General features: G+C 69.5%; 52 protein-coding genes and 1 pseudogene. 45 read left to right on the forward strand and 8 right to left on the reverse strand.

Annotation, left to right across the window (positions count from 1 at the left end):
* Nucleotides 1–80 precede the first annotated feature (80 nt).
* The 10 genes and pseudogenes from RM812_RS00925 (at nt 81) to RM812_RS00965 (ending at nt 3,994) form a co-directional block, all read left to right on the forward strand.
* The gene (locus RM812_RS00925; RefSeq protein WP_311570402.1) at nt 81–491 is read left to right on the forward strand and encodes a hypothetical protein; all 411 of its coding nucleotides are present in this window, start codon (nt 81–83) and stop codon (nt 489–491) included.
* Nucleotides 488–661, forward strand: coding sequence for a hypothetical protein (locus RM812_RS00930; RefSeq protein WP_311570403.1), 174 nt, complete (start codon nt 488–490; stop codon nt 659–661). The genes RM812_RS00925 and RM812_RS00930 overlap by 4 nt, the downstream gene beginning before the upstream one ends.
* A gap of 45 nt (nt 662–706) precedes the next feature.
* The gene (locus RM812_RS00935; RefSeq protein ID WP_311570404.1) at nt 707–991 is read left to right on the forward strand and encodes a hypothetical protein; all 285 of its coding nucleotides are present in this window, start codon (nt 707–709) and stop codon (nt 989–991) included.
* The gene (locus RM812_RS00940) at nt 988–1,404 is read left to right on the forward strand and encodes a hypothetical protein (protein ID WP_311570405.1); all 417 of its coding nucleotides are present in this window, start codon (nt 988–990) and stop codon (nt 1,402–1,404) included. The genes RM812_RS00935 and RM812_RS00940 overlap by 4 nt, the downstream gene beginning before the upstream one ends.
* Before the next feature lie 57 nt (nt 1,405–1,461).
* Nucleotides 1,462–1,824 (forward strand): HIT family protein, encoded by a 363-nt coding sequence (locus RM812_RS00945; protein ID WP_311570406.1) that lies wholly within the window; start codon nt 1,462–1,464, stop codon nt 1,822–1,824.
* A 196-nt stretch (nt 1,825–2,020) separates the two neighbouring features.
* A complete protein-coding gene (locus RM812_RS00950; protein WP_311570407.1) occupies nt 2,021–2,377 on the forward strand; it encodes a LuxR C-terminal-related transcriptional regulator in 357 nt (118 codons plus the stop codon).
* On the forward strand, nt 2,374–2,763 hold the full coding sequence (locus tag RM812_RS00955) for an SLOG family protein (protein WP_311570408.1): 390 nt from the start codon (nt 2,374–2,376) through the stop codon (nt 2,761–2,763). The genes RM812_RS00950 and RM812_RS00955 overlap by 4 nt, the downstream gene beginning before the upstream one ends.
* A pseudogene (locus tag RM812_RS42980) lies at nt 2,760–2,936 on the forward strand (helix-turn-helix domain-containing protein); the annotation flags it as partial. The gene RM812_RS00955 and the pseudogene RM812_RS42980, both read left to right, overlap by 4 nt.
* A gap of 56 nt (nt 2,937–2,992) precedes the next feature.
* A complete protein-coding gene (locus RM812_RS00960; protein ID WP_311570409.1) occupies nt 2,993–3,427 on the forward strand; it encodes a hypothetical protein in 435 nt (144 codons plus the stop codon).
* A 132-nt stretch (nt 3,428–3,559) separates the two neighbouring features.
* Nucleotides 3,560–3,994, forward strand: coding sequence for a hypothetical protein (locus RM812_RS00965; protein ID WP_311570410.1), 435 nt, complete (start codon nt 3,560–3,562; stop codon nt 3,992–3,994).
* A gap of 95 nt (nt 3,995–4,089) precedes the next feature.
* Here RM812_RS00965 and RM812_RS00970 read toward each other — a convergent pair whose 3' ends face one another.
* Nucleotides 4,090–4,416 carry a hypothetical protein gene (locus tag RM812_RS00970; protein WP_311570411.1) on the reverse strand — a complete coding sequence of 109 codons (327 nt, stop codon included), beginning with the start codon at nt 4,414–4,416 and terminating at the stop codon, nt 4,090–4,092.
* 280 nt (nt 4,417–4,696) lie between these two features.
* On the opposite strand from RM812_RS00970, the gene RM812_RS00975 reads away from it, so the two are divergent.
* The 4 genes from RM812_RS00975 to RM812_RS00990 all read left to right on the forward strand — a co-directional run bounded on the left by RM812_RS00975 (nt 4,697) and on the right by RM812_RS00990 (nt 6,754).
* Nucleotides 4,697–5,350, forward strand: a complete 654-nt coding sequence (locus RM812_RS00975; RefSeq protein ID WP_311570412.1) for an HNH endonuclease family protein — start codon at nt 4,697–4,699, stop codon at nt 5,348–5,350.
* A gap of 196 nt (nt 5,351–5,546) precedes the next feature.
* Complete coding sequence (locus RM812_RS00980) at nt 5,547–5,831, forward strand: hypothetical protein (protein ID WP_311570413.1); 285 nt, start codon at nt 5,547–5,549, stop codon at nt 5,829–5,831.
* 127 nt (nt 5,832–5,958) lie between these two features.
* On the forward strand, nt 5,959–6,201 hold the full coding sequence (locus RM812_RS00985; protein WP_311570414.1) for a hypothetical protein: 243 nt from the start codon (nt 5,959–5,961) through the stop codon (nt 6,199–6,201).
* A 73-nt stretch (nt 6,202–6,274) separates the two neighbouring features.
* Nucleotides 6,275–6,754 (forward strand): DUF4429 domain-containing protein, encoded by a 480-nt coding sequence (locus RM812_RS00990; protein WP_311570415.1) that lies wholly within the window; start codon nt 6,275–6,277, stop codon nt 6,752–6,754.
* A 52-nt stretch (nt 6,755–6,806) separates the two neighbouring features.
* On the opposite strand, the gene RM812_RS00995 is transcribed toward RM812_RS00990, so the two are convergent.
* The 4 genes from RM812_RS00995 to RM812_RS01010 form a co-directional block, all read right to left on the reverse strand.
* Complete coding sequence (locus RM812_RS00995) at nt 6,807–7,058, reverse strand: hypothetical protein (protein WP_311570416.1); 252 nt, start codon at nt 7,056–7,058, stop codon at nt 6,807–6,809.
* A gap of 231 nt (nt 7,059–7,289) precedes the next feature.
* On the reverse strand, nt 7,290–7,703 hold the full coding sequence (locus RM812_RS01000) for an NUDIX hydrolase (protein ID WP_311570417.1): 414 nt from the start codon (nt 7,701–7,703) through the stop codon (nt 7,290–7,292).
* Complete coding sequence (locus tag RM812_RS01005) at nt 7,700–8,338, reverse strand: NUDIX domain-containing protein (protein ID WP_311570418.1); 639 nt, start codon at nt 8,336–8,338, stop codon at nt 7,700–7,702. The genes RM812_RS01000 and RM812_RS01005 overlap by 4 nt, the downstream gene beginning before the upstream one ends.
* A gap of 171 nt (nt 8,339–8,509) precedes the next feature.
* Nucleotides 8,510–8,716, reverse strand: a complete 207-nt coding sequence (locus RM812_RS01010; protein ID WP_311570419.1) for a hypothetical protein — start codon at nt 8,714–8,716, stop codon at nt 8,510–8,512.
* 195 nt (nt 8,717–8,911) lie between these two features.
* On the opposite strand from RM812_RS01010, the gene RM812_RS01015 reads away from it, so the two are divergent.
* The 21 genes from RM812_RS01015 to RM812_RS01115 all read left to right on the forward strand — a co-directional run bounded on the left by RM812_RS01015 (nt 8,912) and on the right by RM812_RS01115 (nt 19,078).
* Entirely contained in the window at nt 8,912–9,370 is a 459-nt protein-coding gene (locus RM812_RS01015) for a hypothetical protein (protein WP_311570420.1), read from the forward strand.
* A complete protein-coding gene (locus tag RM812_RS01020; RefSeq protein WP_311570421.1) occupies nt 9,370–9,534 on the forward strand; it encodes a hypothetical protein in 165 nt (54 codons plus the stop codon). The genes RM812_RS01015 and RM812_RS01020 overlap by 1 nt, the downstream gene beginning before the upstream one ends.
* Nucleotides 9,531–9,662 (forward strand): hypothetical protein, encoded by a 132-nt coding sequence (locus RM812_RS01025; RefSeq protein ID WP_311570422.1) that lies wholly within the window; start codon nt 9,531–9,533, stop codon nt 9,660–9,662. Before RM812_RS01020 ends, RM812_RS01025 begins: the two co-directional genes overlap by 4 nt.
* Nucleotides 9,663–9,747: 85 nt before the next feature.
* The gene (locus tag RM812_RS01030) at nt 9,748–10,185 is read left to right on the forward strand and encodes a hypothetical protein (RefSeq protein ID WP_311570423.1); all 438 of its coding nucleotides are present in this window, start codon (nt 9,748–9,750) and stop codon (nt 10,183–10,185) included.
* Nucleotides 10,186–10,251: 66 nt separating this feature from the next.
* Nucleotides 10,252–10,545 (forward strand): hypothetical protein, encoded by a 294-nt coding sequence (locus RM812_RS01035; protein ID WP_311570424.1) that lies wholly within the window; start codon nt 10,252–10,254, stop codon nt 10,543–10,545.
* Between the two features lie 42 nt (nt 10,546–10,587).
* Nucleotides 10,588–10,827, forward strand: coding sequence for a hypothetical protein (locus RM812_RS01040; protein WP_311570425.1), 240 nt, complete (start codon nt 10,588–10,590; stop codon nt 10,825–10,827).
* A 16-nt stretch (nt 10,828–10,843) separates the two neighbouring features.
* Entirely contained in the window at nt 10,844–11,062 is a 219-nt protein-coding gene (locus RM812_RS01045) for a hypothetical protein (RefSeq protein WP_311570426.1), read from the forward strand.
* Nucleotides 11,062–11,442, forward strand: a complete 381-nt coding sequence (locus RM812_RS01050) for a RapZ C-terminal domain-containing protein (protein WP_311570427.1) — start codon at nt 11,062–11,064, stop codon at nt 11,440–11,442. Before RM812_RS01045 ends, RM812_RS01050 begins: the two co-directional genes overlap by 1 nt.
* A gap of 33 nt (nt 11,443–11,475) precedes the next feature.
* On the forward strand, nt 11,476–11,682 hold the full coding sequence (locus RM812_RS01055) for a hypothetical protein (protein WP_311570428.1): 207 nt from the start codon (nt 11,476–11,478) through the stop codon (nt 11,680–11,682).
* 95 nt (nt 11,683–11,777) lie between these two features.
* Nucleotides 11,778–11,987: a hypothetical protein gene (locus RM812_RS01060; protein WP_311570429.1), complete on the forward strand. Its 210-nt coding sequence runs from the start codon at nt 11,778–11,780 to the stop codon at nt 11,985–11,987.
* 17 nt (nt 11,988–12,004) lie between these two features.
* On the forward strand, nt 12,005–12,223 hold the full coding sequence (locus tag RM812_RS01065) for a hypothetical protein (protein WP_311570430.1): 219 nt from the start codon (nt 12,005–12,007) through the stop codon (nt 12,221–12,223).
* Between the two features lie 51 nt (nt 12,224–12,274).
* Nucleotides 12,275–13,648, forward strand: coding sequence for a coiled-coil domain-containing protein (locus RM812_RS01070; protein WP_311570431.1), 1,374 nt, complete (start codon nt 12,275–12,277; stop codon nt 13,646–13,648).
* Nucleotides 13,649–13,671: 23 nt separating this feature from the next.
* Nucleotides 13,672–14,259 carry a hypothetical protein gene (locus RM812_RS01075; protein WP_311570432.1) on the forward strand — a complete coding sequence of 196 codons (588 nt, stop codon included), beginning with the start codon at nt 13,672–13,674 and terminating at the stop codon, nt 14,257–14,259.
* Between the two features lie 63 nt (nt 14,260–14,322).
* A complete protein-coding gene (locus tag RM812_RS01080; protein ID WP_311570433.1) occupies nt 14,323–16,566 on the forward strand; it encodes a hypothetical protein in 2,244 nt (747 codons plus the stop codon).
* A gap of 222 nt (nt 16,567–16,788) precedes the next feature.
* Nucleotides 16,789–17,193, forward strand: coding sequence for a hypothetical protein (locus RM812_RS01085; protein WP_311570434.1), 405 nt, complete (start codon nt 16,789–16,791; stop codon nt 17,191–17,193).
* A 21-nt stretch (nt 17,194–17,214) separates the two neighbouring features.
* Nucleotides 17,215–17,403 carry a hypothetical protein gene (locus RM812_RS01090; RefSeq protein ID WP_311570435.1) on the forward strand — a complete coding sequence of 63 codons (189 nt, stop codon included), beginning with the start codon at nt 17,215–17,217 and terminating at the stop codon, nt 17,401–17,403.
* Between the two features lie 18 nt (nt 17,404–17,421).
* The gene (locus tag RM812_RS01095; protein WP_311570436.1) at nt 17,422–17,601 is read left to right on the forward strand and encodes a hypothetical protein; all 180 of its coding nucleotides are present in this window, start codon (nt 17,422–17,424) and stop codon (nt 17,599–17,601) included.
* 89 nt (nt 17,602–17,690) lie between these two features.
* Nucleotides 17,691–18,212 (forward strand): DUF6197 family protein, encoded by a 522-nt coding sequence (locus tag RM812_RS01100; protein WP_311570437.1) that lies wholly within the window; start codon nt 17,691–17,693, stop codon nt 18,210–18,212.
* A gap of 10 nt (nt 18,213–18,222) precedes the next feature.
* Nucleotides 18,223–18,426 carry a hypothetical protein gene (locus RM812_RS01105; RefSeq protein WP_311570438.1) on the forward strand — a complete coding sequence of 68 codons (204 nt, stop codon included), beginning with the start codon at nt 18,223–18,225 and terminating at the stop codon, nt 18,424–18,426.
* A complete protein-coding gene (locus RM812_RS01110) occupies nt 18,423–18,731 on the forward strand; it encodes a DUF7739 domain-containing protein (protein WP_311570439.1) in 309 nt (102 codons plus the stop codon). Before RM812_RS01105 ends, RM812_RS01110 begins: the two co-directional genes overlap by 4 nt.
* Nucleotides 18,731–19,078 carry a hypothetical protein gene (locus tag RM812_RS01115; protein ID WP_311570440.1) on the forward strand — a complete coding sequence of 116 codons (348 nt, stop codon included), beginning with the start codon at nt 18,731–18,733 and terminating at the stop codon, nt 19,076–19,078. The genes RM812_RS01110 and RM812_RS01115 overlap by 1 nt, the downstream gene beginning before the upstream one ends.
* 178 nt (nt 19,079–19,256) lie before the next feature.
* Here RM812_RS01115 and RM812_RS01120 read toward each other — a convergent pair whose 3' ends face one another.
* The 3 genes from RM812_RS01120 to RM812_RS01130 are packed head-to-tail and all read right to left on the reverse strand — an operon-like array spanning nt 19,257 to nt 20,087.
* The gene (locus RM812_RS01120) at nt 19,257–19,436 is read right to left on the reverse strand and encodes a hypothetical protein (protein WP_311570441.1); all 180 of its coding nucleotides are present in this window, start codon (nt 19,434–19,436) and stop codon (nt 19,257–19,259) included.
* Nucleotides 19,433–19,864 (reverse strand): DUF6221 family protein, encoded by a 432-nt coding sequence (locus RM812_RS01125; protein ID WP_311570442.1) that lies wholly within the window; start codon nt 19,862–19,864, stop codon nt 19,433–19,435. The genes RM812_RS01120 and RM812_RS01125 overlap by 4 nt, the downstream gene beginning before the upstream one ends.
* On the reverse strand, nt 19,857–20,087 hold the full coding sequence (locus RM812_RS01130) for a hypothetical protein (RefSeq protein WP_311570443.1): 231 nt from the start codon (nt 20,085–20,087) through the stop codon (nt 19,857–19,859). Before RM812_RS01130 ends, RM812_RS01125 begins: the two co-directional genes overlap by 8 nt.
* Nucleotides 20,088–20,195: 108 nt before the next feature.
* On the opposite strand from RM812_RS01130, the gene RM812_RS01135 reads away from it, so the two are divergent.
* From RM812_RS01135 to RM812_RS01180, 10 genes are all read left to right on the forward strand, one after another.
* The gene (locus tag RM812_RS01135; RefSeq protein WP_311570444.1) at nt 20,196–20,423 is read left to right on the forward strand and encodes a hypothetical protein; all 228 of its coding nucleotides are present in this window, start codon (nt 20,196–20,198) and stop codon (nt 20,421–20,423) included.
* Nucleotides 20,424–20,461: 38 nt separating this feature from the next.
* On the forward strand, nt 20,462–20,692 hold the full coding sequence (locus tag RM812_RS01140) for a hypothetical protein (RefSeq protein ID WP_311570445.1): 231 nt from the start codon (nt 20,462–20,464) through the stop codon (nt 20,690–20,692).
* Nucleotides 20,689–20,982: a hypothetical protein gene (locus RM812_RS01145; RefSeq protein ID WP_311570446.1), complete on the forward strand. Its 294-nt coding sequence runs from the start codon at nt 20,689–20,691 to the stop codon at nt 20,980–20,982. Before RM812_RS01140 ends, RM812_RS01145 begins: the two co-directional genes overlap by 4 nt.
* A gap of 124 nt (nt 20,983–21,106) precedes the next feature.
* Nucleotides 21,107–21,271 carry a hypothetical protein gene (locus tag RM812_RS01150; protein ID WP_311570447.1) on the forward strand — a complete coding sequence of 55 codons (165 nt, stop codon included), beginning with the start codon at nt 21,107–21,109 and terminating at the stop codon, nt 21,269–21,271.
* A complete protein-coding gene (locus RM812_RS01155) occupies nt 21,268–21,807 on the forward strand; it encodes a hypothetical protein (RefSeq protein ID WP_311570448.1) in 540 nt (179 codons plus the stop codon). Before RM812_RS01150 ends, RM812_RS01155 begins: the two co-directional genes overlap by 4 nt.
* Before the next feature lie 140 nt (nt 21,808–21,947).
* Nucleotides 21,948–22,709 carry a hypothetical protein gene (locus RM812_RS01160; protein ID WP_311570449.1) on the forward strand — a complete coding sequence of 254 codons (762 nt, stop codon included), beginning with the start codon at nt 21,948–21,950 and terminating at the stop codon, nt 22,707–22,709.
* Between the two features lie 125 nt (nt 22,710–22,834).
* Nucleotides 22,835–23,065 (forward strand): MerR family transcriptional regulator, encoded by a 231-nt coding sequence (locus tag RM812_RS01165; protein ID WP_311570450.1) that lies wholly within the window; start codon nt 22,835–22,837, stop codon nt 23,063–23,065.
* 212 nt (nt 23,066–23,277) lie between these two features.
* Nucleotides 23,278–23,661 (forward strand): phage tail fiber protein, encoded by a 384-nt coding sequence (locus RM812_RS01170; RefSeq protein WP_311570451.1) that lies wholly within the window; start codon nt 23,278–23,280, stop codon nt 23,659–23,661.
* Nucleotides 23,662–23,671: 10 nt separating this feature from the next.
* Nucleotides 23,672–24,784, forward strand: coding sequence for a hypothetical protein (locus RM812_RS01175; protein ID WP_311570452.1), 1,113 nt, complete (start codon nt 23,672–23,674; stop codon nt 24,782–24,784).
* Entirely contained in the window at nt 24,781–26,412 is a 1,632-nt protein-coding gene (locus tag RM812_RS01180) for a right-handed parallel beta-helix repeat-containing protein (protein ID WP_311570453.1), read from the forward strand. Before RM812_RS01175 ends, RM812_RS01180 begins: the two co-directional genes overlap by 4 nt.

A 26,412-nucleotide genomic window follows, 5' to 3' on the forward strand; every position in this document is an offset into this window, starting at 1 on the left:
TCGGCGGCTCCGTGTCCGCCGAACCTCTCGCCAAAGCCTTACGCAGGCGCACAGAGCTTTCGATCAACAGGAGTAGCCCAGTGATCCGCGAAGACCGATTCCTCATCAGCCGCAAGCCCTACGCCGTCGACCTCGACACGCTCCACGGCAGCCGGACCGAAACCCCGCAAGGCCGCAACGAGTACTACTTCGACGGTCGTATCGAAGCGGTTTGGTTCCGTCGCCGCCGCGGCGTCACCGTCGCCTGCATCGGCGACCTGTGGGACCTCCAGTACCCCGAGCCGGCCGACGCCCGCCAGTTCCTCGAACAGCACGACGACGGGCGGCACGGCGGCACCTGCCACGGCCGGTGGGACGGCGAGTCCTACTGGGGCACCGGCACCCTCGCCGAACAGGAACGCCGCCTTGCGATCCTCCAGCCGATGCTCGCCAACTACCCGGCCATACCGCCCGGCTTCGACGGGTGGTGGACCTTCCAGGCGCCGCGATGACCGCGGACCCGTTCCCGTTCTGCGACCCGATGTGGCTCGACGAGGAGCTCGACGACACCACCACCGTCGACCCACGGCTCCGCGACCTCCGCGGCCAAGGACTCACCGCCGTGCAACTCCACACCATCACCGACGTGCAGCCCGCCACCGACCACCTCGCTGAACCCTGACCGCCTCGGCGGCCACCGGCGGATCCCGTTCGAAAGGCACTGCCCATGACCCAAGTACCCGTACCTGCGCCCAAGGTCCATGCCCAGCTCACCGACCCCGGACCCGGTGAACACCTCTGGACCATCCTCACCATGCACCGCGTCAGCGACGACATGATCCGTCGCCTCAACCGCGGCGAAACCCCCGGTCCCGAACTCCTCGACCACGAGAACCTGCTCAGCCTCGAAGGACCCGGGTGCTTCAAGTGCGAGCAGCCGTACAGCCGCTACATCGCCCACCGCAAGTGCACCGGATCCATGGATCTATTGCCGATCGGAGAAGACCGATGACCCAGCCCCGCCGCTTCCACCTCCAGCGCAACCACGATGTCACCGGCGTCTCCGGAACCGGCCGCGTCGCCGACGGCATTCTCTGGACCGACGGCACTGTCTCCGTTCGCTGGCTCGGCGACCGCCCCTCCACCGTCTTCTGGGACGACGTCGCCCACGCCGAAGCCGTCCACGGCCACGGCGGCCACACCGTCATCGTCTGGGACGACCCCGAACCCGCCTCGGCCGGAGACTGCGAGCACTGCCCCGACGGCCACACCCCCGCCGACAGAGGCTCCCAGCCCTGGCACGTCCGCGTCGGCCCCGAGCGAGACGGCGACGGCCAGCCGATACGCCTGTACGTCGAACGGTCAGCCGGCGCGCACGTCGCCGAGTCCGACGCCGAATGGATCCGCGCCCGCCTCAAGATCTGACCCTCCCCACCCGCCGCCGCCCCGGTCTGGGGCGGCGGCCATCGAAAGGCCCGCACCATGCCCGAACAGCCCTGCCCGTTCTGCGAGATCGTCGCTGGACGCGCGCCCGCCGAGATCGTCGAAGAGTGGCCCGAGGCGATCGCCCTCGTCCCGCTCAACCCCGTGGTCCGCGGCCACGTGCTCGTCATCCCTCGCACGCACGTCCGCGACTTCGTCGACGACCCGATCGTCTCCGCCGCCACCATGCGCTGCGCCGCCGAACTCGTCGCCGGTCTCGGCTCCTACAACCTGATCACCAGCAAGGGCCGGCCGGCCACCCAGTCCGTGTTCCACCTGCACCTGCACCTCGTGCCCCGCGCGGTCGACGACGGCCTCGCGCTGCCCTGGTACAGCGGGCGAGGGAAGCGGGTGCACTCGTGACCGGCCGGCCGTCGTTGCCGCACGTGCAGCCGACGCTCCGCATGTGGCGGATCCTCCGCCGCTGTTACCCCGGCCAAAGCCCCGTCGCGGTCCTCGAGCGGGCCCTGGTCATGCTCGCCACCGCAGACGGCAACCTCACCCCCGGCGGGCAGTTGAAGGCCGGGCTCGGCGGTCAGCCGGCGGGACGGAGGCAGCCGTGACCCGAGCCCTCCGCCCGACCTGGAAGCTCACCGACCTCGAGGTCGCAGTGCTCAAGCATGCAGCCGACGGCCAGACCACCGAGGCCACCGCCCGCGCCCTCGGCAAGACCGTGCCCGCCGTCCAGGACACCCGACACCGGCTCATGGGCAAGCTCGGCGCCACCTCGCTCGTGAACGCCGTCCACCTCGCCTACCAGGCCGGGATCCTTCGCCGTGAACGCCACGGCGACCACGCCGGCTTCACCGCGCACGTCCGCCGCGGCGAAGACCCCTGGGCCTGCACCCAAGGCTGCCCAGAAGGTGAACGCGCCTACCGGGCCGAACGCCGTCAGCGGAGGAGGGAAGCCGCATGAAGCCGTACCGTGTGCTCGTCACCGGCTCCCGTACCTGGCCCGCACCCGAAGCGGTGTGGTCCGCGCTCAACGACGTCCGCGACGAAGCGCTGCTCGCCGACCGTCGGTTGATCGTTGTCCACGGCGCCTGCCCCCGAGGCGCTGATGCGCAAGCGGCCAGCTGGTGCCGGATCGCCAACAGCTTCATTCACGGCGTCACCGAGGAAGCGCACCCCGCCGACTGGCAGTCCGGGGGCAAGCGGGCGGGGTTCATCCGAAACGCCCGCATGGTCAAACTCGGCGCCGACGTGGTGCTGGCGTTCATCAAGGACGGCAGCCGCGGCGCCACCCACACCGCCGACCTTGCCGACGAGGCTGGCATCCCCGTTCGAAGGTGGACCGCGTGAACGATCAGCCCGCCGAGGATCAGCTGCGCGCCCTCGTCCGCCAGGTTCTCGCCGACGCCGGCGTCCCCCAGGCCGAGGTTGCCCGCCAGCTCGGTCTGTCCACCAAGCACCTCAGCCACATGCTCACCGGCCGCGCCCACCTCACCCTCACCTGGGCGGAAGGCATCCTCGGCCTGTGCGGCATGAACCTCGCGATCAGCATCCAGCCCGATCAGCCCCGGAGTGCCGCATGGCCGACCAGCCCGCACCCCACGCCCAGGATCAAGCGATCGCTGAGGCCATCCTCGCCAGGGAAGCGGCCAGTCTTCCGCAGCAGTTCCGCGCCCGCGCCTTCAACGCCGTCGGGCCAGCCCTCCAAACCCGCGGGGAGTGGCTGCGCCTCACGTCCAGGCGGAGCGTCGCCGACGCGGTCCTCGTCGCGATCAAGCCCGAGCTGGACGCGTACCTGCGGTACGAGAGCACGATCACGTGGATGACGACCTGCACGTCCTGCGCCACCGTCCTCGACAACACCGCCCAGGACACCGAGCGCGCCGATCGTGCGGAAGCAGCCCTCGCCGAAGCCCGCCGCATCCACCACGAGACCTGCCCACTCGCCCGCGGCAACGTCGATGCCGGCTTCACCTGCTCCATGTGCGAGGCCCTCGGAGAAGAGCAGCCGTGAGCCGCTACGACGACCTGCCCCCGCGTGACGGCAGAGTCCTATGGAGACTGTCTGATCCAACTCCCTGACGGACGAACCTCCTCGGCCGTACCGTCACACCACAGACCCGCCCTAACCAGCCCAGGAGGCCGAATGACTGACAACCGCGACCCGGTCCAGGATCACCTGAACGGAATCAGCTACGGTGGCAAGATCCTCTCCCTCATCCCGGCACCTCAAGGATGGTTCGTCGGCACCCAGGTCTCGCGTTACAACCGCAAGACCCGCGAGACCGAGCACGACACCGCCAAGGTCGGCCCTCTGATCGGCTGGGCTCTGGTCGACGCAATGTTCCGGGACGGTGCCCGCTCGACCCAGGTCGAGCCGTTGTTCCTGTCCTCTTCAGGGGACGTCACGCACATGACGGAGTTCCGTTGGCGGGAAGGGGCGGGCGACGTCGACGAGGAGGGCTGGAGCATGTCTGTCGCCGTCGACGTGATCCCGGCGCCCGGAGCTCTCGAGAATGCCCCTGCCTACGGCGAACGCGGAGCGCCGGTTGCTGAACGCACCCCGCCCGCAGAGCAGTAAGTCGGTCGGGGCCCGTCCGTAGCAGGCCCCGACCGACCACAAGCCTCGCAGCCCCCGCCACCTCCGACGAGGAGGGTGGGGGCTTCAGACTGTCGTCAGGGCGTCCACTGTTCGGTGCAGGCGAGGCAGATCCGAGAGTTCTCCCACGCGGCCCGCGCCCGGTCGGCGGCCTCCACCTTCTTGTAGATGACGTAGCCCCAGCCGGCGCCCGCCACGATCGCGGCGACCCCCGGAAGGGCCGCACCCGAGATCAACATCGCGATGCCGAGGATGAACAGGCCGAGCGCAGGCAGCGCGCCCCCGCCCTCCGAGGCTGGCCGGGCGAACCGTGTTCGGTTCGGTGCGCCCGGGGCCAGGCCGTCGACGTAGAGGGACAGCAGTTGGACGTTGGATGATCCGCACTTCGGGGAGGGGCAGTTCACGGCGACCTCGACTGCTCGTGCTGGTGGGGGCAGCAGAGTCGAGGGCTACGCGGCAGTACGGCAAGCCGGTTGTGGGAGGTGTGGCCGGGGCCACAACCCGGCAGCCCCGGGGAGCACAGCCTCCTCAGGCGCGGCGAAAGCGTGACCGGGCAACTACCGAACCGCACCGATCGTCTGACCTTTCGCACCGCCGGGTGAAGTACCGCCGGTAGCCGTCGACCGCCCGCACTCCGCCCCGCTACGAAGATCCCGACCAGTCGGATCTTCGAAAGGGCGCCCCGTGCGTATCCTCGCCACCCTCGCCGCCACCGGCGCGGCACTCGCCACCCTCATCAGCCCCGCCCACGCCGACCCCGGCACCACCCACACCATCCCCGTCCGCAGCCTCCTCAACGCCCTCCCCATCGCAGATGAGACCCGCGCCGGCTACCAGCGGGAAGCGTTCAAGCACTGGGTCGACGCCGACAAAGACGGCTGCTCCACCCGCAACGAAGTGCTCCTCGAGGAAGCCGTTAACGCCCCTCAGGTGACCGGCCGCTGCACCCTGACCGGCGGCACCTGGTACAGCCCCTACGACGACACCTACGTCGACGGGGCTCGCGGACTCGACATCGACCACCTTGTCCCACTTGCCGAAAGCTGGGACTCCGGGGCAGGAGAGTGGACTGCGGCCGAACGCGAGGCCTACGCCAACGACCTCGACGACCATCGTGCGCTCATCGCCGTCACTGCCCGCTCCAACCGGTCTAAGGCCGACCAGGACCCCGCCACCTGGCAGCCTCCGGCCGAGGCCTACCGCTGCCAGTACTTCACCGACTGGGTGACGATCAAGACGCGGTGGGGGCTCGCCATCGACCCTGCCGAGCAGGCCACGCTCAGCGAGCTCGCCGACGAGTGCCCGAACACACCCGTCACCTTCGAAACCGCACGCTAACACCGTCGGACCCTTGAGAGGCGCCCCACCCTGCATGGGTGGGGCGCCTCTGCGTGTCGCAATGTGGCAGGCGCCGAGGCAGGACTGGCGCCGGATATCTGTTCGCGGATAGCCATCGCGGCTGGCGGTTTTCGGCGCGAGGTCTCGTATCAACGCTAGCCTGGAACGTAAGCCCGCTAACGTTTGGAAGGTCGAGATGAGCGAGCAACCCTGGACCATCGAGTCCATCCGGGACGCCCTCGGCAACCCGGCCCTCGCCCAGCGCTTCCTCGGCGAGATCAACAGAGCGCCGGCCCACGAGCTCCTGGCCGTCTTCGCGCGTTGGGAACGCATCGCCAAGGACACCGTCGCCGCTGTTGCTCGCGGCCGGGAGATCACCGAAGCCCAGGCCCGCGGCGAGGACCCGACCGCCGGCTGGACAGACGTCACAGATCGCGTCCTCGACGACGCCAACCGGATCCGTACCCGCGGCGCCGCGTGAGTTGATCTGCGCCACGCAGCGTCACCCATTCGCTACACTCGAGCATGCCAGGGGTGGCACGGAAGACGTGCAGGCAGACGACGTAGTCCGAGCGTCGTAACAACGGATCCGTAGGAGACCCCTGTCCGTGTACCGGCTCAAGTACGACCCCGCAGCCGAGGCCGTCCACGAAGCGATGCCCGCCGTCGCCAGCGAAGCCCTGACCCTCGCCCTCGCCGCCGCCTGCCACGATCCGATCGCCGCCACCGAGCCCTACGGCGAAGACGACGGAATCATGCGGATGCTCGTCACCGAGCACTCCTTCGCCGCGCTCCTCGTCGGCCAGACACTGAAGACAATCACCGTTCTCCAGGTCACCTACCTCGGATAACGATGCGGTAGATCAGTCAATGCTCGCCCGCCCTTGATGCACCGATGCCGCCCTCACGCATCAAGGGGGCAGCATGATCGAAGTGAAAGGCCACAACGGGCAGATCGCCTTCGACGGCCAGTACGTCACCATCACCCGCAAGGGCTTCCTCGCCCGCACCACCGTCGGCAAAGGCGAGAAGCGCATCCACATCTCGCAGATCAGCAGCGTCCAGTGGAAGCCCGCCGGCCCATTCGTCAACGGCTTCATCGCCTTCTCCGCCGCCGGAGGCAACGAACGCCGCTCCAAGTTCGGCAGCCAGACCTACACAGCCGTCAACGACGAAAACTCAGTGCTCTTCACGACCCGGCAGAAGACCGCGTTCGAGGAACTCCGCAAAGCCGTCGAGTCCGCCATCGCCACGCAGCACGTACCAGCCGCGCCCCCGATGCCGTTTGCTCCGCCCCCTGCTTCCGTCGCCGACGAGCTCACCAAACTCGCAGCACTCCGCGACCAAGGCGCCCTCACCGAGGACGAGTTCCAGCAGCAGAAGCAGCGACTCCTCGGAGGATGACAAGGCGAAGCCCCCACCCGGCAGCAGTCCGGGCGGGGGCTTCCTGCTGTGCTCAGGCGCGAGGAGCCGGGACCTCCGTCACCTCGAACGGGGCCGGCAACGGAGGCAACGGCACCCGCAGCGCCCGGCCCAACAGCGCCCGCGCCGCCAACTCCCACTCCGCGGCAGGCCGGCCAGTCGGACGCACGAAGAGCATGGAGCCGTCCGGCCGGCGGAAGGCGCCGCCAGTGAAGCCGGGCTCAGCCTCGATCTCCACCACGTCCACGCCGTGCTCGACGAGCAGCTTGTCGAGCGGGGCGTTCATGAGGCGATCTGTCGACAAAGAGGCGGGCGCTAACAGCGTTGTGCCGCTACTCTGCATGGAGGACTCCATCCTTGTCGGGGTTGAGTTACAGGTCAGCGAGTCGCCACTCGCTGGTCGAACTGGCCGGGCGGTCGCCACCGCCCGGCCGTTCGCGTTCTGGGGCTGTTCTATTCACTCACTCGTGCGAGGCGCACACCAGACGCTCCTTCGGGTGAGATTCAGGCCACATCGTCAGTGCGGCAGGACGGCGTCGAGGTACTCCTGGACGGGTCCGAACAGGCCGTAGGGCACGTACTCCTTGATCTCCGAGTGGGCGACCCAGGCGACCGCGTCCAGCTCCTCCTCGTCCGCGACCCGGGCCTCGCCCTGCACCGGCTCGCACGCCGTGTACGACATCAGCCGGCCCGTCTTCGGGTGAACCCGCTCACCGAGCAGCTTGATCGACGTGACGGCCAGGCCGGTCTCCTCGACCGTCTCCCGCACCGCTGCATCCTCCGCGGCCTCCCCGTCCTCAATTTGGCCCGCCGGGAACTGCCACATCAGCTCCCCCTCCGAGACCCGGCGGCGCACCATGAGAACCGCGCCGTCCCGGACGATGATGGCGGCGGAAATGCCGGGCTTCTCGGTCGTGGTCTCGGTCGTCATACAGTCGCCTCCAAGGCGGTCAAGATCGGCGGGAAGATCTGCTCTGCAGGAATGAAGCGGGTCAGGGCGGCGCGCGGAACCCAGGCGACGTCGACGTTCTCCAACGGGTCGCGGTTCGCCGCCTCGCCGGCCAGGTGATCGGCGAGGAAGTAAGAGGCCACCACCCCGGTCACCGGGTGGACGCGCTCGCCGAGCTGTTCGCGGATCGTGCAGTGGACGCCGGTCTCGCCGTGCGTCTCCTGCACTGCCACCGTCGACGGGTCGGCGCCCGGCTTGACCATGCCCGCGGGGAACTGCCAGCGCAGTTCGCCTTCCCCGCGCCGGCACACCAGCAGGATCTCGTCGCCCCGGGCCACGACCGCTATCGCTACCCGCAGCGCCTGCGCTTCCATGCGCGGGGCTGGCGGGCGGAGCAGGAGCGCGAACCGGTGTCGCACGTCTTCACCCGCCTCCCTGTGCGCGATGTCGAGGATCTGCTGCACCTCGGTCCGGTGAACCATCTCAGGGCTGGCATGCCATCGGCTGATGGTCCGCTCCGAGATCCCGAGGTGTTCAGCGAACGCCTCGTTCGTCATCCGCATCGCCTGCTGCAGGAGGCAGGCGGCACGGCCGGTCCAGGTGTCTACGACGTCCACAATGACGGCTCCCGTGCTCGTGGCGCTCGGGTCTGGCGGGGCGGCGACGGGCTCGTGTCACCGCGGTGTCGGGGCGGGGCTTCTATGGCGTTCCGGTGTCCTCGTCGTGACCTTCTGCCGCGCGCGCGTTGGGCGTTGGCTGGTCGGCATGAAGATGCTCGCAGAAACGGATCACGGCGACTCCGTCTTCCGCTCATCCTTGGCCGGCGGGCGGGCGGGAAGCTCGTCCGTCTCGTGTGCGAGCCAGCGCAGGAAGCCGTTGATGTGGTCGTTCATCGTTGAGCCCACCTCGCCGACGGCAGCCTTCGCCTTCTCGTACAGCTCTGGGCTGTCGGGGCGGAAGGTGCGGGCTGTCTTGAGGTGGATTCCGGCTGGCATGAAGAAAGAGTCCCACAGTGGATTGCCACGGTCCAGAGTTGACGCTACGTTAGTGGAGTGCCACTCGGACCGCTCCACCGGTTCGAAGGGGACACCTGTGCTGCTCCACCAGCACCCACAAACAAAGACGGCCCCAGCTCAGGGACTCCACTCCCTGGCCAGGGCCTAACCACCAGGTTCTGTGAAGGAGACCCTGTGGCTACCCAGATCCTACCGGCGCCCGACAGCGCCGAGAACGCGGGCACCGCCCCTCTGCCGCCGGCCGCCGTCGAGGCGATTGCCCGCCTGGAGAGCGCGTTCCTTCCGGTTCCGCTGGACGTGGTCCGTGCGGTGGCCCGCTACGAGGCGGCGGCGTTCCGCTACGACGAGCTGGCTGCGCGTCCCGCTTCCTCTCTGTCGCCCGCGGAGTTCGACGCCATTCGGCTGTCGCAGGAGACGATGACGCAGGCCTTCGTGATCCTGGCGGATGCTGGGCAGACGGGCATGCTGGCGCCTCTGGAGGTGGCCACCTCGTACCGGTACGCGGCAGCGCACTGCCGGGAGCGGGCGGAGGCCGCCGACTTCGACGGCTGTCTCGCCGCGCAGGACGAGATGCGGATGTGCCGCTGCCAGCTGGAGCAGGCCGGCCGCCTCGATTTGATCGGGGCTGCGTGATGGCCCGCGTGATCCTCGCCGACTTCCCGGCTGGTGGCCCGCGCGGGTCGTGGCCGGCGGAAGCGAAGGCCGCCGAGCTGACCGCGCAGGGCCAGCCCGCCACCGTCCGCATGGACCTCGACAGCGACCGATTCCTGGTTGTGCCGGTGCGGGAGTCGTCGTGAGTCCGGCCGAGCAGGGCGCGAACGCGAAGGCGCTGGCCGAGCAGACCCGGCAGCACATGGCGGCGGCGAAGGCCGCGGCTGCTGCCGCCGAAGCTGCCCGACAGGCCGCCGCCCAGCAGCAGAAGTAGCCCCACAGCCCGCCGCGGGGGCGGTGTCCAACCCCCGTCCCGCCCTCGCGGCGTCCTACCCACCAAGCCCCGGAGAGGAGGCATTGTGTTCGCCGACGACAACCCCCGCCTGAGCCCCCTGTGGACCGGCCGTCGCGCCCCGTTCGTCGCCTTCCAGACCGTGCTCGGCGGCCTGGCCGGCGCCTACGACCTGCGTGACGGTCGCAGCGACGACCCGATGAGTCGAATCTCCCTCTCGGTCGACGACTGGGACGGGCATCCGATCGTCGCTGCCCGCCGTATCCCGGTCGCCGCGTTCGACGACATCCTGTTCGCCGTGCAGCAGCTCCGCGACCGCCAGTTCGAGGAGAACCAGCGCCACGGCTGGACCGGGCAGCTCAACGCGGACCGTCGGGCCGCCGCCCGGGACCGCTGGGCAGCCCGCGGCACCGACATGAACGACTTCCGGGCGCGGCTGCGTGCCGAGTACGAGACGGCCGCCCGCCGGTACGAGGACGCAGCCGGCCTCTTCGACGGGCCCTGACCGGCCGCCGACACCCGCTCCACCACCCCATCCCCATCCCGGCATGACCACCCGAGGAGATCCGCCATGCCTTCTTCCACCCAGACCACCCAGTCTGCCGCTTGGCCCGCGGGTGTCATCGCCCGCTATCTGACTGATGCAGGCAAGGCGATTGGTGACCCGACCGTCACCGTGGACCTGATCGAGAAGGACGACAGGGTCCTCGCCCGCTGCACCGTCTGCCCCGACAGTGAGGCCGACTTCAGCTTCGACCCGATGTGCACCGGAGCGCGGGCAACGGGCTGGGCGACCAACCAGGCCGCCACCTGGGCCCAGGAGCACGCGGAGAAGTGCCGCGCCCTGCCCCGCCCCACCGCCTGACCATCCCCACCCCCATTCAACTGCACCCCGAAAGGCACCTCCATGTCTCCGTTCCTGTTCTCCGCCGACTACGCCCACACCGACCTGGGGCAGCGGTTCCGTGCCGCGGTCACGGTCGCCGAGGCGCTGACCATGTCGATCTCCGCGGTGTTCGCCGAGTACGCCGAGGCCCGCCGCTCCGGCGACCCCGCCCGGATGGCCGCGGTCCGCGAGTACGCGGCCGGACTGGACGCCACCCTGCTCGCCGAGCTCGACGGCTTCGACTACCCGGCCGCCGCCTGACCCGGAAGGACTCGCCATGACCGCAGCTTGGCAAACCATCAACGGCATCACCTGGACGACTACCTCCCCGGGAGACCGATGGGAGACCGACAACGGCTGGCGTCTTGAGCTCGGCGTAGTCGACGGCATCGACGGCTGGTACCTCACTGGCCCCGGCGTCGACCAGAGGTGGATGAGCATCCAGTTCGTCGAGTCGGCCCGCAACGCGAGCCGCGTCATCGAGGCCGCCGCCTGATGGCCACCGTCGAGATCGTCTCGTTCGGCTTCCTGCACGCCGACGCTCCGCAGGCCGACATCGTCCTGGACTTGCGGCGGGCGTTCCGTGACCCGCACGTCGACCCGCGTATGCGGCAGCTCACCGGCCGCGACCGGCTCGTCCGCCACACCGTCCTCCGCACCCGCGGCATCCGGCAGCTCCTCAAAGCCACCACCCGGCAGGCCCAGGCCTACGCGACCGGCCCGTCCGTCGACCGGATCGTCATCGGTTCCGGGTGTGCAGGCGGAAGGCACCGATCGGTTGTCGTCGCCGAAAAACTCGCCCGCCGGCTCCGCCGCCGCGGCCACACCGTCACCGTCACCCACCGCGACATTCGTCGCCCCGTCGTCCAGCGCTGACCAGCTGTCCACCAACAAAAGGAGTCATCCGACATGGCCGTTGCCACCCGCATCCTCACCCGGGCCGCCACCGTCACCGGTAACCCCGAGGCCACCGTCGACATCGACGACGGCTCCAGCCGCTCCACCGCCCGCTGCCGGTGCTGCCGGTGGACCAGGGGCCACGACATCCCCTACCGCAACCAGCTTGTGACGTGGGCGCAGGAGCACGCCGACCAGTGCACCGCCCTTCCCGGCTAGACCGCCTGCCCCCGAGACCGCCGGGCGCGGAGCCCCAGCCCGCGTCCGGCGCCCGCCTCGCACCGCATCCAACCCGCCCCTGAAAGGACCCCGACATGGCCTCCTTCCAGATCGTCACGGTCGACGACCAGGCCCACACCGAAGGGCGTGAGTACCCCCACTTTGCGGACCTCGGCTTCGAGTGGGCCCGCCTGAAGTCCTTCGAGCACGACGGTGACTTCCTCGCCCTCCACTTTGAGCACGACCTGACGCTGTTCATCCCCGAGAGCCGCATCAAGCACATCGCTCAGACGCCCACCGACTGATCCGGAAGGACACCGTCATGCAGAACGCCGACTACCTCCAGAAGATCAGCCGGGCCCTCGCCTCCCGCGACGGCATCTCCAAGCCCGACAGCAAGCAGCTCGCCGAGGCTGACGTGTACGCCCGCATCGCCCAGGCCCACGCCCTCACCCGGATCGCCGGCGCGCTCGAGGCCCTGGCCGCCGACACGGTCCCCGCCGGGATGACCGTCCAGCCCGCCATCCGCCACAGCGCCTGACCGCACAGCCCCGCATCCACCCCACCTCCACCTAGAAGGGACCCCCACGTCATGACTGCCAGTCCGCCGAAGGTGAACGGCCACGCCCGGCCGCCGGCCCCGCCCGTGCTGGGGGACTGGCAGCCCATAGACGCCACCCCCACCGCCCAGGACGACGCCATCACCGAGCCGACCGCCGCGACCGAGCCCGACAACGACCTGATCGCCCAGGCTCAGGCGGAAGCGATCCGCTCGAAAGCGTGGGCGGAGGCCGAGGAGCAGCGACTCGCCGCCGAGGCGAAGAAGGAAGCCGAACTGAAGCTGGCCGAGGCCGAGGCGGAGGCGATCCGGATCAAGGCCGAGGAGGACGCCCGCAAGGCGAAGATCGCCAACGACCGGGCCGAAGCCCGCTTCGAGGAGGAGCAGGCCGCCCGGCAGGCGCGTATCGCCAAGGCCAACAAGGAGCGCGAGGACGCTGAGCGTGCCGCCGCAGACGCCAACCGTCAGGCCGAGGAAGAACAGCGCGCCGAGCTCGACCAGGCCAAGGCCGTCGAGAAGTCCAGCAAGCGGTGGCGTCAGGTGGCGATGGGCTTCTACGGCCTGTGCGCCGCGGTCGCCCTCCCCGTCCAGTCGTCCGCCTTCTACAACCCGAACGCCAAGTACCTGCTCGTCGCCCCCGTGTTCATCGAGGTGATCGCCCTCGTCGCGCTCGTCGGTGCCGCCGCGGCGGTCACCGACGGCCGGCCGCAGTGGCACTACCGTCTCGTCGCCTGGGCTGGCGCCCTCACCGCCGCCACCATCAACGTCGTCCACGGCCTCGACGCCTTCGACGCGGCCACGGCCTTCGGTACGGCCCTCGCCTCCGTCGCCGGCCCCGGCATGTGGGACCTTCACGAGCACGGTCGCATCCGCAAGCGCGACGGCAAGCCGACCTGGCGCGAGCGGCGTGCGCAGCGGAAGGCCGACCGCGCCGCAGTCAAGGAACGGGCCGCCGAAGAGAAGCGGAAAGCCGTCGAGAAGGAGGCCGCCGACAAGGCTGCCGAGGAGACGGCGAAGAAGCTCGCCGAGGCCCGCGCGAGGGACTTCCCGGAGGTGTGGAAGCACGCTCTGCGGCTCGCCGCTGCACTCGGGGAGACGACCGTCACCGAGGCGGTGTGGCGACGCGCGCACCTCGACATCGAGGGCACCGACCCGGGCGAGTCCGCCGAGGTGATTCGGGCTCGCAATGTGGCCGCGAAGCGCGTCGAATCCGCCCGCACCAACACCCCCGTGAACATCCCCAGCAAGACCATGAACGCCCAGCGTGCTGCTCAAATGCCCCCCGGCCCGAACCGGGTGCTGAAGACGCGCGCAACACGTCGCCCCGGCGACACCCCGAAGTACGTCGGAGCTGCCCGCAAACAGGCTGCCATCGCCGCCAAGAACGCCCGCCCGCACGTCGGCTAACCCACCCCTGGAGAGATCAAATTATGAACGCCACCATTCGCCGCTTCGCCGTCTCGGGCAGTGCCGCCGTCGCCGTCCTCGGCGGTGCCGCCACCATCACCCTGGCCTCCCCCTCGCCGGCTTCCGCTACCGCTTCCGAGCCCGTCGTCGAGCGCGCCGTGACCGCCCCCGTCACCCTGCCCGACGGTCGCACGATCCGGATCACCGGCATGGGCGGCTACGGCCACCAGGCCACCGCCAAGCAGATCGCCGTTGTCGCCGGAATCAAGGCCGACGCCGAGCCCGGGAGCGCCGACGGCATCACCAACGGGCTCACCCCTGACAGCGGCAGCGGCGCGCAGCTCGTCAACCCGCAGCAGGTCCCGGCCGGAACCCCGCAGCAGTACCAGACCCAGGCGAGCGGCGGCACGATCGGCGTCACGGTCGCCGTCGGGGTGGGTCTGCTGATCGGCGTGATCGTCATGGTCAGGCGCGGTTCGGTGAAGGTCGTGCAGGCCATCGCGTGCATCGCCCTCGGCGTGTATCTCGCCCCCACGTTCGTCGGCCCGCTCGTCCAGCAGCTCGGCGGATCGATCGGCACCGGCCTCGGCAACGTCTGGTCGGGCTTCTAGGCCACACCCACCCGCGGGGCCTCAACCGGGGCCCCGCCCCCGACTCCGGAAAGGACCGGCCCCGTGGCCACCGAGACCGAACCCGTCGAGCAGCAGATCCCGCCCATGCCCTCCAAGCCGCCCACCGCCCCGCCCGCCGCCCGGATGAAGTCCGCCTTCAAGGAGCAACGCGGCCACGCCTCCGCCCGCACCAAGGACTGGCTCGCCGGCGGCGACCTCGACCACGTCGACATCATCCAGGCCGCCACCGAGCGGAAGAACCGCAAGCACGCCGAGAAGATCGCCCAGCAGCAGCGGATCGTCGCCGAAGCCCACGGCCGCCTCCACCACGCCAAAATGCAGGCGGAGAACGGAGAGAACGTCAGCGCCGCCACCCTGTCCAACCTGGGCGGGCGCGCCGCCCAGGAAGAGGCCAAGCTGGCCGCGCTGCAGGCCACGATCGTGCTGCCGCCCACCGACCGCGAGATCAACGCTGTCCGCAGCGGCAAGAAGATGGCGCGGGCCGCCGCGGTCGCCGGTGGAGGCGTCGCAACCCTGCCCGTCCTCGGCACCGTGCTCGAGCAGGCCGCGACCGGTCAGCCGCTGCTCCTGGCCGCCGTCAGCACCGCGGCCGGCTTCGGTTGGTATCTGATCTCCCGCCCGTTCCTGCCGCGCCAGGCTGGTGACGTCCCTTTCGCACAGACCCCGGCCAGCCTGCCCGCCACGTTCCTGGCGGACCCGACGCAGGCCGGGGGAGCAACGAGCGTCGGATCACACGTCGTCATGAACGTCGAGCAGCTCGCCGACGACGCCAAGCCGTACCCGCTCAGGAACGTGGCCAGGCCGCAGCAACTCGCTGAATGCGTCCTCCTCGCCGCCCGCGCCGAGAACGTGCCGATCGTCGAGGTTGCGGACGTGCAGCGGCAGCCCTGGGGATGGCAGTGCGTCGTCCGCGTCGACGAAGGCACCCCTGAAGCGATCATCTCCAAGTCGGGTGACCTGGAGACCAAGTTCGATCTTCCCACCAACGGTGTCCGACCCCAGCCGCTCCGGGCCCGCCGCGCCTGCGCCATCCTCCGCCTGGTCGACGGCAACCCGTTCGCCACCGCCCCCGGCCTGCCCTACCGGGCGCCCAAGTCCCTGTCGATCACCGACCGGTTCCGGATCGGCACCAGCGTCGGCGGCGACCCGCTCGAGCTGTCCCTGGCAGGCGTCATGGGCCTGTGGGTAGCGGCCTCCGGCGGCGGCAAGACCGGCATCCTCCAGGCCCTCGCCGAAGGCGTGACCGCCTGCTACGACAACATCACCATCGACTGCGACCCGCACGGCGACGGCCTCGAAGACCTCGGCGACGCCGTAAGGATCACCGCGCGGAGCAACGAGCAGATCGAAGCCGTCCTGCTGTTCTTCCTGGTCATGTCGAAGGCACGCGCCCGGCTCCGGGCGAAGCTCGGCATGGGCAAGAAGTGGAAGCCGTCCGCCACGCACCCCGCTGTCACGATCTTCATCGACGAGTTCCCGAAGCTGTCCGACCTCGCCAAGCTCCTCGCGTTCGACCTGCTCCTCGTCGGACGCAAGGAACTCATCGAAGTCCAGTACGCCTCCCAGGGCGGCACCACCCGCTACCTCGGCGAGAACATCGCCCAGATGATGGCGCTCAAGGCCGTCGGCCCGTGCAAGGTCGGCGACACTCGTGCCGTCTTCGGCGACGACTCCGTCCGCGAGGGCTACCTGCCGCACAAGTTGTCCCCGGCCACCGACACAGACCCGAAGGACGCCGGCCACATCTTCATCCAGGGCGTGCCCGGCATGGCCGACGAGCCGATCGAGTACGCCATCCACGAAGCCTCCTCCGACGTGCTGCGGAAGCTCGCCGCCGAACGGGCCGACGCCGGACTCCTCGACCCCGACCAGGACAGCCTCGACGGGATGCGCGGCGTCGACCTCCCCGAGTACGCGGAGGCGGAGTTCGACAAGAACGGGGAGCTCAAGAAGCCGGCGCCCGTCTCGCTCCTCACCTGGGAGCAGCTGCTGCGCCTGTGCAACGCCGAACCGCCCGCCGGGTCGGAGCTGACGGACGGACCGGCGCGGGCCGCGGTCGAGGACTCGGTCGCCGTCATGGAGAAGGCCAGCGTCGATCGGATGAAGACCGAGGTGCTGCTCGTAGCCCTCCAGGAGTTCGACCCCGAGTACGCGGACCTGGATGTCGACGAGTTCAAGGCCCTGATGAAGAAGGCCGGCGCTGGAGCACCGCTGACGCTCGGCCCGATTGGCGACGAGCAGAATCCGCGCGGCTTCAAGCGTGATCGACTCCGCAACCTGCTGTGACCGTTACGCGAAGTATGTACCCCTGATCAGGGCCTGCTCAGCCCTGATCAGGCCGCAAAGCCGCAGGTCACAGCCGCTCAGAGTGCTGCTCACAGCCTGCTCAGCGTCTGCTCTGAGCAGCGCCTGATCAGGCCCCTGAGCAGCCCTGACCTGCACGTTCTCTCACTGAGCAGACCTGAGCGGCAAGAGCAAACCATCACAAATCCGAAACGGAGACTGATCATGTCGAAGACCTGGAGGCCGGGCGACGAGCGGAAGTTCGCCCGCGACATCGTCCTCAACAAGCGCTACTACATCGTCTACAAGATCGCCCAGGACATGGCGCCGTGGGAGGACAAGAACCTCTACTCGGAGGTCGTCTTCACGAAGCGGCTGCCGTTCACCGGCACCCCCTGCACGAGGTACGGCGCAGCCGCCGACCACGTACTCCGCTGCTTCGGCCCGATCCACGACACGCCGCCCCGCGGCATGCGGAACATCGCCGACGCCGCCCGCTCCGTCGGTGCCCCCCTCGGCGACAACTACGAGGGCCTCCTCGACGAAGCCGAGATCCGCGGCATCGAGAAGCTCGCCGCACAGACGTCCAGCCCGCGCAACCGCCGGCCCATCGGGTCCTGGCGGCCGTAACCCCCAACCAGAAGGAGAACCGTGCCCACCACCAGCTACGGCTACGAACTCACCATCGGCGACGACACCGACCGAGACGACGTCCCCATCTGCTGCGGCGAGGACATGACAGGCAAGGACGCAGCCCGCGGCAACCGCGAGTACAGCTGCGGCTGCGGCACCAAGGTCACGATCGCCCCCAGCGGCCTCGTCTTCGACATCACCGACTGAGCTCAGAAGGAGATCACCGTGCAGTACACGCACCAGACCGTCCGTGACTTCGTCGCCGCTATGCAGCGCGGCGATCAGGCCGCCGCCGAACGGATCGCCCACGACATCTCCGAGCGCCACAAGCGTGGCACCGCCGCCAAGGGCGAACTGTCCGAACTCGCCTGGGCGAACGCCGCCACCCCGCTCGGCCGCCAGTAGCTGTGCCGGGGCGCCCCTCGAATGCCTGGAAGCGACCAGGGGCGCCCCTTCCACCCGCCACGCGCGAACGCGCAGAGAGCAGCCCCTACATGACCACGATCACCAGCCCGCCCGCAACCCGCCCGGCGCCGCCCGTTCTCGACCTCGACGCCCGGCTCGCCCTGCTCGACGCCGCGATGACCGTCCGCCTGGAGCAGGCCGCGGTCGCCTTCGAGGTGAACGTCGCGCACTTGCCCGGCGCCGACCCGATTCCGCACATCGCCGAGACCGCGCCCCTGCAGCTCACGCCGGCCGCCGCGCCGTCCCCGTACAGCTCGCCGATTGCCGACCTGCTGCACCAGGCCCGGATCCGCATCGAGACCGACGGCTGGTGCCGCGACGCCCTGTTCGACGAGTCCGGTGCTGTCTGCCCTATCCGCGCCATCCGGTTGGAAGCCGCGGGGGACCGGCGGCTAGCCGACGACGCCTGCGTGTACCTCCTCGACCGCATCCAGGCCGACTTCGCCTGGGCCGAGACCATCCCCAGCTGGAACGCCGCCCAGGCCAGTGCGGCCCCCGTACTACTCGCATTCGACCGTGCCGCCCACCACGCCCACACCCACGGACTGTAAGGAGCCCCTGATGGACTTCACCCGAACCGAACCCGACCGCGGCAGCCAAACCTGCGGCTACCAGATCCAGGTCGGCAGCTGGCACAACGACGGCCAGCGCTTCTGCACCCGCCGCAAAGCCCGCGGCAAGTACTTCTGCGACCAGCACCAGCAGGACGTCCTCGATGCCTACGGCGAGATCCGTATGGCCCCCGGCAACGCGATCGGACGGTGACCGTGGGAATCAGCATCAGCCACGGAGTGCCGTCCACCCGGTCCGCGCTCACCATCGCCAATCTCGGCAAGCATCTGGCCCACGTGCTCAGCGGCAGCGAGTGGCGGGAGGTCGCCCACCTCTTCGACGGCCGGCTGTACACCCCCGTCTACACCCCGCCCCAGCAGGCCGGCCGCATCGCCGCCCTCCTGAGGAAGGCCGCCGCCAGTCGGGCCATGGGCCCTGAGTGGGCGCAGCTCGCCCACCTTCTCGGCGGTGCGGCGGACCGGGCTGCACGGGCAGGGCAGGACTGGGTGTGGGACTGATGGCGATCTGGACAGGCACCATGCCGACAGCGAAGCTCAACGACCGTCAGATTCGGCCGTCCGAGTACCACAAGTGGGAGCACGCCCGCCGGCAGTTCGCCCGCGGGCGGGACCGGGCCACAGTCGACGCCTACAAGGCCGAACTCGTCGCCAACGGTGGCCGACTGAAGACGCCGATCCGGCTCAGCATCGACGACCGCACCCACGAAGTCGCCATCGGTGACGGACACCACCGGTGCATCGCCCTCATGGAACTCGGCATCGCCGACTTCGCCTTCACGTGGGGATGGCGGCGCACCTTCACCAATACCACCGACCACCGCCCGTTCCCGACTGGCGTCCTCTAGCTGGACACACCGAGGCCCCGACCGTCATCCGAGACGGTCGGGGCCTTGGCTGCTGGTACGGCGCGGGCCAGGCCCTCTACGCACTCATCCTCACTGTCCGCCTGGATACTCGCCCGGATTGCCATAGCAGCAGTGTGACGGGCACGGTGGGGGAGCGGGGCGGGAAACGCGGAAGCGGCTAGAGGGGACAGACCTCGTTGATCTCGGTGATCGCCTGGTTCAGCAGTTCTGCCGCCTCGGTGGTCGTGCCCGAACCGAGAGCCTTCTCGGCTTCACCGAGAAGGCGACGGGCGGTTTCGTAGTCGGCGTCATCGCCGATCGCGTCGAGCGCCTCGGCTACCGCTTCGTTGATCCTCACGGCCGCCACTCCTCCCGGTAGCCGGGCCGGTCCACGTAGGGCAGGGCGCGCGCTCGGAGGATCGGGGTCACTGCGTCCAAGGCCTCGCCGAGCGCCGGGAACGGGGCGGGCGACGGGGCGGCGGCCTCCCCAGCGAGTTTGCCGTGCCAGTAGACGCACTCGACGAGGATCTTCCACTTGGTGTCGATCTCGCGCAGTACCCGCGCCGGATCATGCGCGGCGATGTGCAGCGCATCCTCCGTCGACTCGAACACCGACGCCTCGCCGCCCCAGCGCCCGCCCGCGACAACCGTAGTGCGCCGGTCGGCCGCATAGATTGCCTCGGCGTAGGAATTGTCATCGACGGACCAAGGCCCCTCGGTTGCCGCCCGTGCGATCCGCTCGTCCTCGTCGAGCTGCGCGCGCAGCCACTGCGCCAGGTCATCCATCCTGCGCCTCTTGGGTCTTGCTGCTGATGCCGGGACCGCCGATCTGTTCGGGAGCGCGCTCAGGCTGCTTGTTGCCGGGCCAGCGCAGGTGCCAGCGGATGTACTCGCGGATGAGCCTCGCGCGGTTGCGGTCGCCGACTGCTTTGCCGAGGGCTTCCCACTCGTCGTCGGGGATGCGGATCGGGCGCATCGGGGTGTGCCGCTCGGTGTTCTGCTTGGCCATGGGGTCAGCGTAGGGCTGTATATGCATGAGTTCCACCATAGAACTTGCCGTGTATATGCACCATAGGTACGGTGTGCATATACACGAAACGTGGGAGAGGGGAACGCGATGGCCCGACACATGGACCGCATCCGCCGTGAGGCGATGGAGCAGTACGGCGACGAGCCCGCCGACGCACTGGAGGCGCTGGCCCACGTGCTGAAGGTGTACGCCGACGAGCACGACAGCCGCCTGATGGTTGAGGCGACGAACGGCATCTACGGCCAGAGGGTGCGCACCGGCCTCACCATGGGAGACCTCCGCGAGATCGCCAACCGGCTCGGCGTGCACCCGTGATCGCCCGCCCGACGTTGCCGGTCCCGGTGCCGGATGCGGTGGCCAGCCTCGCCGGCCGGCACCTCCCGGCCCGGGGCCAGGCGGCGGTCGCCGACGCTGCGGAGGCGGCCCGCCTGTACGCCGCCTGCCGCGGCCCGCAGTACGCCGAGGCCCGGCAGCTGCTGGAGATCCGACTCCGCCGCGCCAACCGGGTGCTCGCCGCCCGCAATCCGGGGCTCACCGTGCGGTGGGCCGACATCCCCACCCTGATCACGAAGGAGGAGCGATGACCACGCAGATCACCACTCGCGTCCGCTCGCACATGGTCAACCTGGGCATCGAAGGCGCCCCGGTCGTCGACAACCGGTGGGGCAGCGGATCGATCCGCCCCACGCAGGTCCAGATCACCTACTGGTACGACACCGGCACCAGGGAGCCCGACACGGTCGTCCGCCTTTTCGGAATCTGGATCCGCGAGAGCGGCGAGGAGACCGACCACAGCATCGACGTGCTGTTCGACCGAGGACACCGCAACTGGCCGACGTGGCTCGTAGAGCTGGTCAAGGAAGCCAAGCCGTGACCGCCCCGCCCGCCGACGGCCCGCTGGTTGAGCCGGGGCCTCCCGCCGGCTGGTGGGACGAAACCCCCGCCCAAGCCGCAGCCGCCGACCGACGGTACTGGATCAGCCGAGACGAGGAACGCGCATGGCCCTCTGCCGTGAGTGCAGCACCCCGATCCCCTGCCACTGCCACCTGACCCCGCCGGTCGAGACCCGGCCCGGCGTATACCTGGCCACCGAACCCCACGCCCGACAGCCCCACCACGACCAGCCCATCATCAACTGCCCACACCGGGAGGCACGCACGTGAAGCCGATACTCCTGATCGATGTTGACGGCCCCCTCAACCCGTGGGCTGCGAAGCCGTCCCGCCGTCCGGAGGGCTACCAGACCCACCGGATGCGGCCCACCGGCTGGGAGCAGCCGTGGCAGAAGCCGCTGCGGGTCTGGCTCAACCCGAGCCACGGTTCCGCCCTCCAGGCCCTGCCGTTCGATCTCGTCTGGTGCACGACCTGGGCGCACGAAGCCAACGAGTGGATCGGACCGCACATAGGCCTCCCCGACCTGCCCGTCATCGAGTGGCCCGACGGCGCCCAGCAGCCCCGGTCTGGCTGCGTCGGCGGCACGTTCTGGAAGACCCGGCACGTCGTCGACTGGGCCGCGGGGCGCCCGTTCGCGTGGATCGACGACGACTTCGAGGACATCGACCGCGAGTACGTCACCCACGAACATGACGGTCCCGCGCTCCTGCACTGGGTCAGTCCACGAGACGGGCTCCTCGACCGCGACTTCAAGGCCCTCGCCCAGTGGGCAGCCCGACTTGAGACAGACGGCGAAGCAGCCTGACCACCCCACCCTGTGGGCCCGCACCGTGCCAGGTGCGGGCCCACAGGTATGCCCGGGGTGCCATTGGCCCACGTTGTCGGCGTGATGGTGCACCATTGGCCACAGCGTCACCCTGGATCCCGTTCCATGAGGAGCCTGCCGTGCACGACCACCCCACCCAGAAGCCCTGCCCCGGCCCGTGCAACAACGCTTGGCGTCGTGCCGAAACCGTTCGCATCGACACCGGAACCGAACACCACATCAACCCCGCCTGGGGGCAGCCCATCCAATGCGACGCCTGCACCGAACGCGCCCGACAACAGCTCGCTGAACTCCCCGAACTCCTCACAGCAGTCCACCTTGAAGCCCTCTACGGAACTCGCCCCCAGAACACCGCCACCATCCACAGCCGCCCCAACGACACCCCTGCCTGGCCCGGGCAAGCCGCACGACTCCTCATAGACACCCTCCTCGGAGAGATCGAGGAACTCGCCACCGACGTTCTCGCCCTCCGCGGCATCTGGAAGCACGACAACCAGCCAGACCATGACGGCATCCGCGAAGGACACCGCATCACCAGCGCCTGCCGCATCCTCACCGCCCAACTCGACTGGATGATGCAGCACCACCCCGCGGCCGGCGAGCCACACGAGCAGGGCAACGCCAACCCGGCCGGGCAGATCCGCCACTGGCACGCCGCTGTCCAACGCTTCACCAAGCAGCATCCCCAGCGCGACGTCCGTAAGATGGCACCCTGCCCCCGCTGCAAGGGCCCCTACCTCGCCGAGTCCCGCGACCTTCGTCTCGTCGACGACCGCCCGTACATTGAGTGCCGGGACCCCGACTGCCGAAGGATCATGACCGGCGCCGAATACGACACCTACGTCAAGGCGCTGGCGGCAGTTGTCACACAGGCCGCTTGACTTTCGCCCGCATCATGCATGATCCTGAGGCCACGCGCAGCATGCCCGCACATGCTCAAGGCCTCACGGATCATTCCGTTGGGGCCTTTTCTCGTTCTCCGGCACCCTTCAAGGAGGTGGCCGCCGTGGTCGATCTGACCGCTGATCTCCAGACCACCCTCTGGACTGTCGCCGAAGCTGCCGAAGCTGCCCAGGTACGGCCCAACACGGTGAGGAACTGGAAGTACCGAGGAGTCCTCCGCCAGGCCGGCGAGGACCGCAGCGGTCGTCCCCTCTTCCGTGCCATCGACGTGATCAACGCCGAGAAGGCCACCCGCGAGAAGGCGCGCCGGGTCTACCCGGCTCACGCCGCTTGATGCTCCCTGCGTGATGGCTCCCGCAGGGTGGGCCTGGTAGCGCCGCGCGCTCGGCCCCTTGTTGTCCGCCCGGTCCACGTGGGGTGGCCGGGCGGACAACACCACAGACGGGCGGCTCCGGTCACCGCCCTGGTCCCGCCGCCCGACACCCCCCGTCCCGGCGGCGGGACCACCCATCCTTGCGCCGCGCGGCGCCCGACGAAGGAGGCCGCGTGGCCGACGCACTCACCAACACCGCCGAGAACCGGTGCCTCGACTTCATTCTCGGGCTGCCCTCCACCGCCCCCACCACCCCACTGAAGGTGGCTCTCGTCACCGCGAACGGCGACGACACCACCGCAGGCGCCGAAGTCACCGGAGGGTCCTACACGCGGCAGGACCTCACCGTCGCCGCCGCCGTCAACGGCGCCACCAGCAACAGCGCCGATCTTGTGTGGGCTGGTATGCCGGCCGCCACGGTCGTGGGTGTGGAGGTCTGGGATTCGGCCGCGGTGCCGGTCCGGCTCTGGTACGGGCCGCTGACCGAGTCCCGCACCGTCGCCGCCGGGGACGAACTCCGGCTCACCGCTGGAGCCCTGGCCCTGTCGATCACCTAGGGAGGCCCCGATGCCGTCCCTGTCTGTGCTCGTCGACAACTTCAACAGCGGCCTCCTCGGGCCCGAGTGGGGTAACTCCTACGGCGGTACCGCCATCGTCGACGGCCGGGCCCGCGTGCCCTGCACCACCGGGTACGCCGGCTGCCAGACCGCCTACTCGTGGACCATGGCCGGCGCGTCCTGGTACGTCGAGGTGCCTACCGTGCCTGCGGCGAGTACGGCTGCGGAGGCGTACTGCGGTGTGATGGTGCAGTCCCAGACCGCGGGCACCAGGGTCGGTTTCATCATCAACTCGGTCACTGGGCTGCTGCGCTGCAAGAACGAGGTCGGCTACTACGACGCCGAGTCCGTCGACATTCCCTATTCGGCCGTGGATCACCGCTGGCTGCGGATGCGGGAAGACGGCACCAACCTGTACTGGGACACCAGCCCAGACGGCGCCACGTGGACGACCCAACGCACCCTCGCCACCCCGGCCTGGATCCTCACGGAGATCGACACGTGCGCGCTCGACATGAGCGCCCACCGCGACGCCGGCACCGACGACTACGCCGAATACGACCAGTTCAACACCCTCTCCGACGGCGCCGTCTTCGTCGGCGGGGCCACACTGTCCGCGGTCAGTGACCTCACCAGCACTCTGCGGGCCAGCGCACGCGGCACGGCCAGCCTGTCCGCCGAAACAGTGCTCGCCGCGGCCCCGGTCCTCACCGCCCACGCCGCCGCCGCCCTTGCCGCGGACGCCACGCTGGTCGCGGACGCTGCCGATACGGAGATTCCGGAGGTGGCAGGGTTGGCCGCAGGGATCTTCGACCTGTGCATCGAGCAGGGCGCCACCTACATCCAAAACTTCACGGTCATCGACGTGCCCGGTTTCACTTGGGACGGGTGGACGGCGCGGTCGCAGATCCGGTCCGCTGCCGCCTCCGACCACGGTGACCTCCTCCTCGACCTCACCCCGCACCTGACGGTCATCGGGGACACGATCCGCCTCGCCATCCCCGCCGCCGTCACCGAAACCCTCACCCGCAACGGGCTCTGGGACCTCGAAGTCGCCCAGGGCGGCACCGTCGTGCGGCTGCTGCAGGGCCGGGCGAGCGTCTCGCTGGAGGTGACCCGGTGAGAATCCAGGTCACAGGCGAAGCCCTCACCGACGAAATCAACGTCACCACCGGGCAGCAGACCCGGATCGTAGAGGTGTCCGCCGGCCTCGTCTCCTCCGTCAACGGGGAGACCGGCGACATCACCGGCCTCGCCCGGGAGGACGACGTGCCAGTCCTCGCCGGTGAGGCGGCATCGGCAGCGGTCGCCGAGCATGTGGCCGCCGTCGATCCGCACGGGGATCGGGCGGCGGCTGCTGACGACGCCACCGCGAAGGTCGCCGCCCACGTCGCCGCGGCGGATCCGCACGGCGACCGGGCCTACGCCGACAGCCTCGTGCAAGTCGGCGTCACCGACTGGATCAATGTGCGGAAAGCCCCCTACAGTGCGACGGGCGACGGGACCGCTGACGACACCGCGGCGATCCAGGCCGCCATCAACGCGGCCGTGGCCACCGGCAGCGTCGTCTACATTCCGGCCGGAACCTACCGGCTCACCGCCGCTCTCACCCTCAGCGCGGACAACATCCGTATCCAGGGCGCTGGCCCGGGCGCGACGGTCCTGGAGCAGTCCAGTACGACCGCGAACGGCATCACCGGCACCGACCGCATCCGGATCTCCCTGTCCGACCTGACCCTGTCCGGTCCTGGTACCGGTACCGGCACGGGGCTGAAGCTCGGCCTGGCCGCGGCCGAGGCCACACCGTATGTACGGCTCGACAACGTGACCGTGGCCACGTGGGGTCTGGACGGCATAGACATCGACACGCCCATCGTGTCGACGTTCACGAGCGTCATCCCGGTCAGCAACGGCCGGCACGGCTTCAACATCCACTCCACCGGATCATCGACGAGCTGCGCGTTCGTCGCCTGCTACGCCAACAACAACGGGCAGGCCGGCTACAACCTCCTGCGCCTGTTCTACTCGAACCTCTCGGGGTGTGCTGCCGACAGCAACGGCTGCGGCTACCTCCTGACCAACTGCTCCGCCGTCACCCTCACCGGGTGCGGCGCGGAAGCCACCGTCGCGAAGAACGGCCAGGACGGCACCGCATACAAAATCGTGTCGTCGGAGGGGGTCAGCCTGTCCGGCTGCTCCGTCTCCAACAACGCCACCACCGCGATCTGGCTCGCCACTGCTGGCGCCGCACACCTGATCCACGGCTGCATCGAACAATCCACCGCCGGAACCCCAACAGCGTTCGTTCGAGTCGACCCCGGCGTCAGTGCAACGCTCATGTCACACGCCCACACCACCCCCAACGTGCTGCAGGGCACCGTCACCCAGATCGGCCAAGGCGGCGGACAGCTCACCGTGCCCGGCTACCTGTACGTCGACAGCAGCATCGAGACGAGCAGCAACATGCTCGCCAGTGGAGACCTCGTCGCGCTGACAGCCGGCCGAGGCCTCAACATCGCCGAAGGCACCAACGCCCGCATGGGCACCGCGACGCTCGCGGCCGGGACACGGGTCGTGACCACGACGGCCGTCACCGATGGGTCGAGGATCTTCCTCACCTGCCAGACGCCTGCTGGTACCCCCGGCTGGCTGCGCGTGTCTGCCCGCACCGCGGGGACGTCCTTCACCATCACCAGTTCGTCGACCACCGACACCAGCACCGTCGCGTGGTTGATCGTGCAGCCCGCGTAA

The sequence above is a fragment of the Streptomyces lancefieldiae genome, assembly GCF_031845825.1.
Classification (GTDB): Bacteria; Actinomycetota; Actinomycetes; order Streptomycetales; family Streptomycetaceae; genus Streptomyces; species Streptomyces lancefieldiae.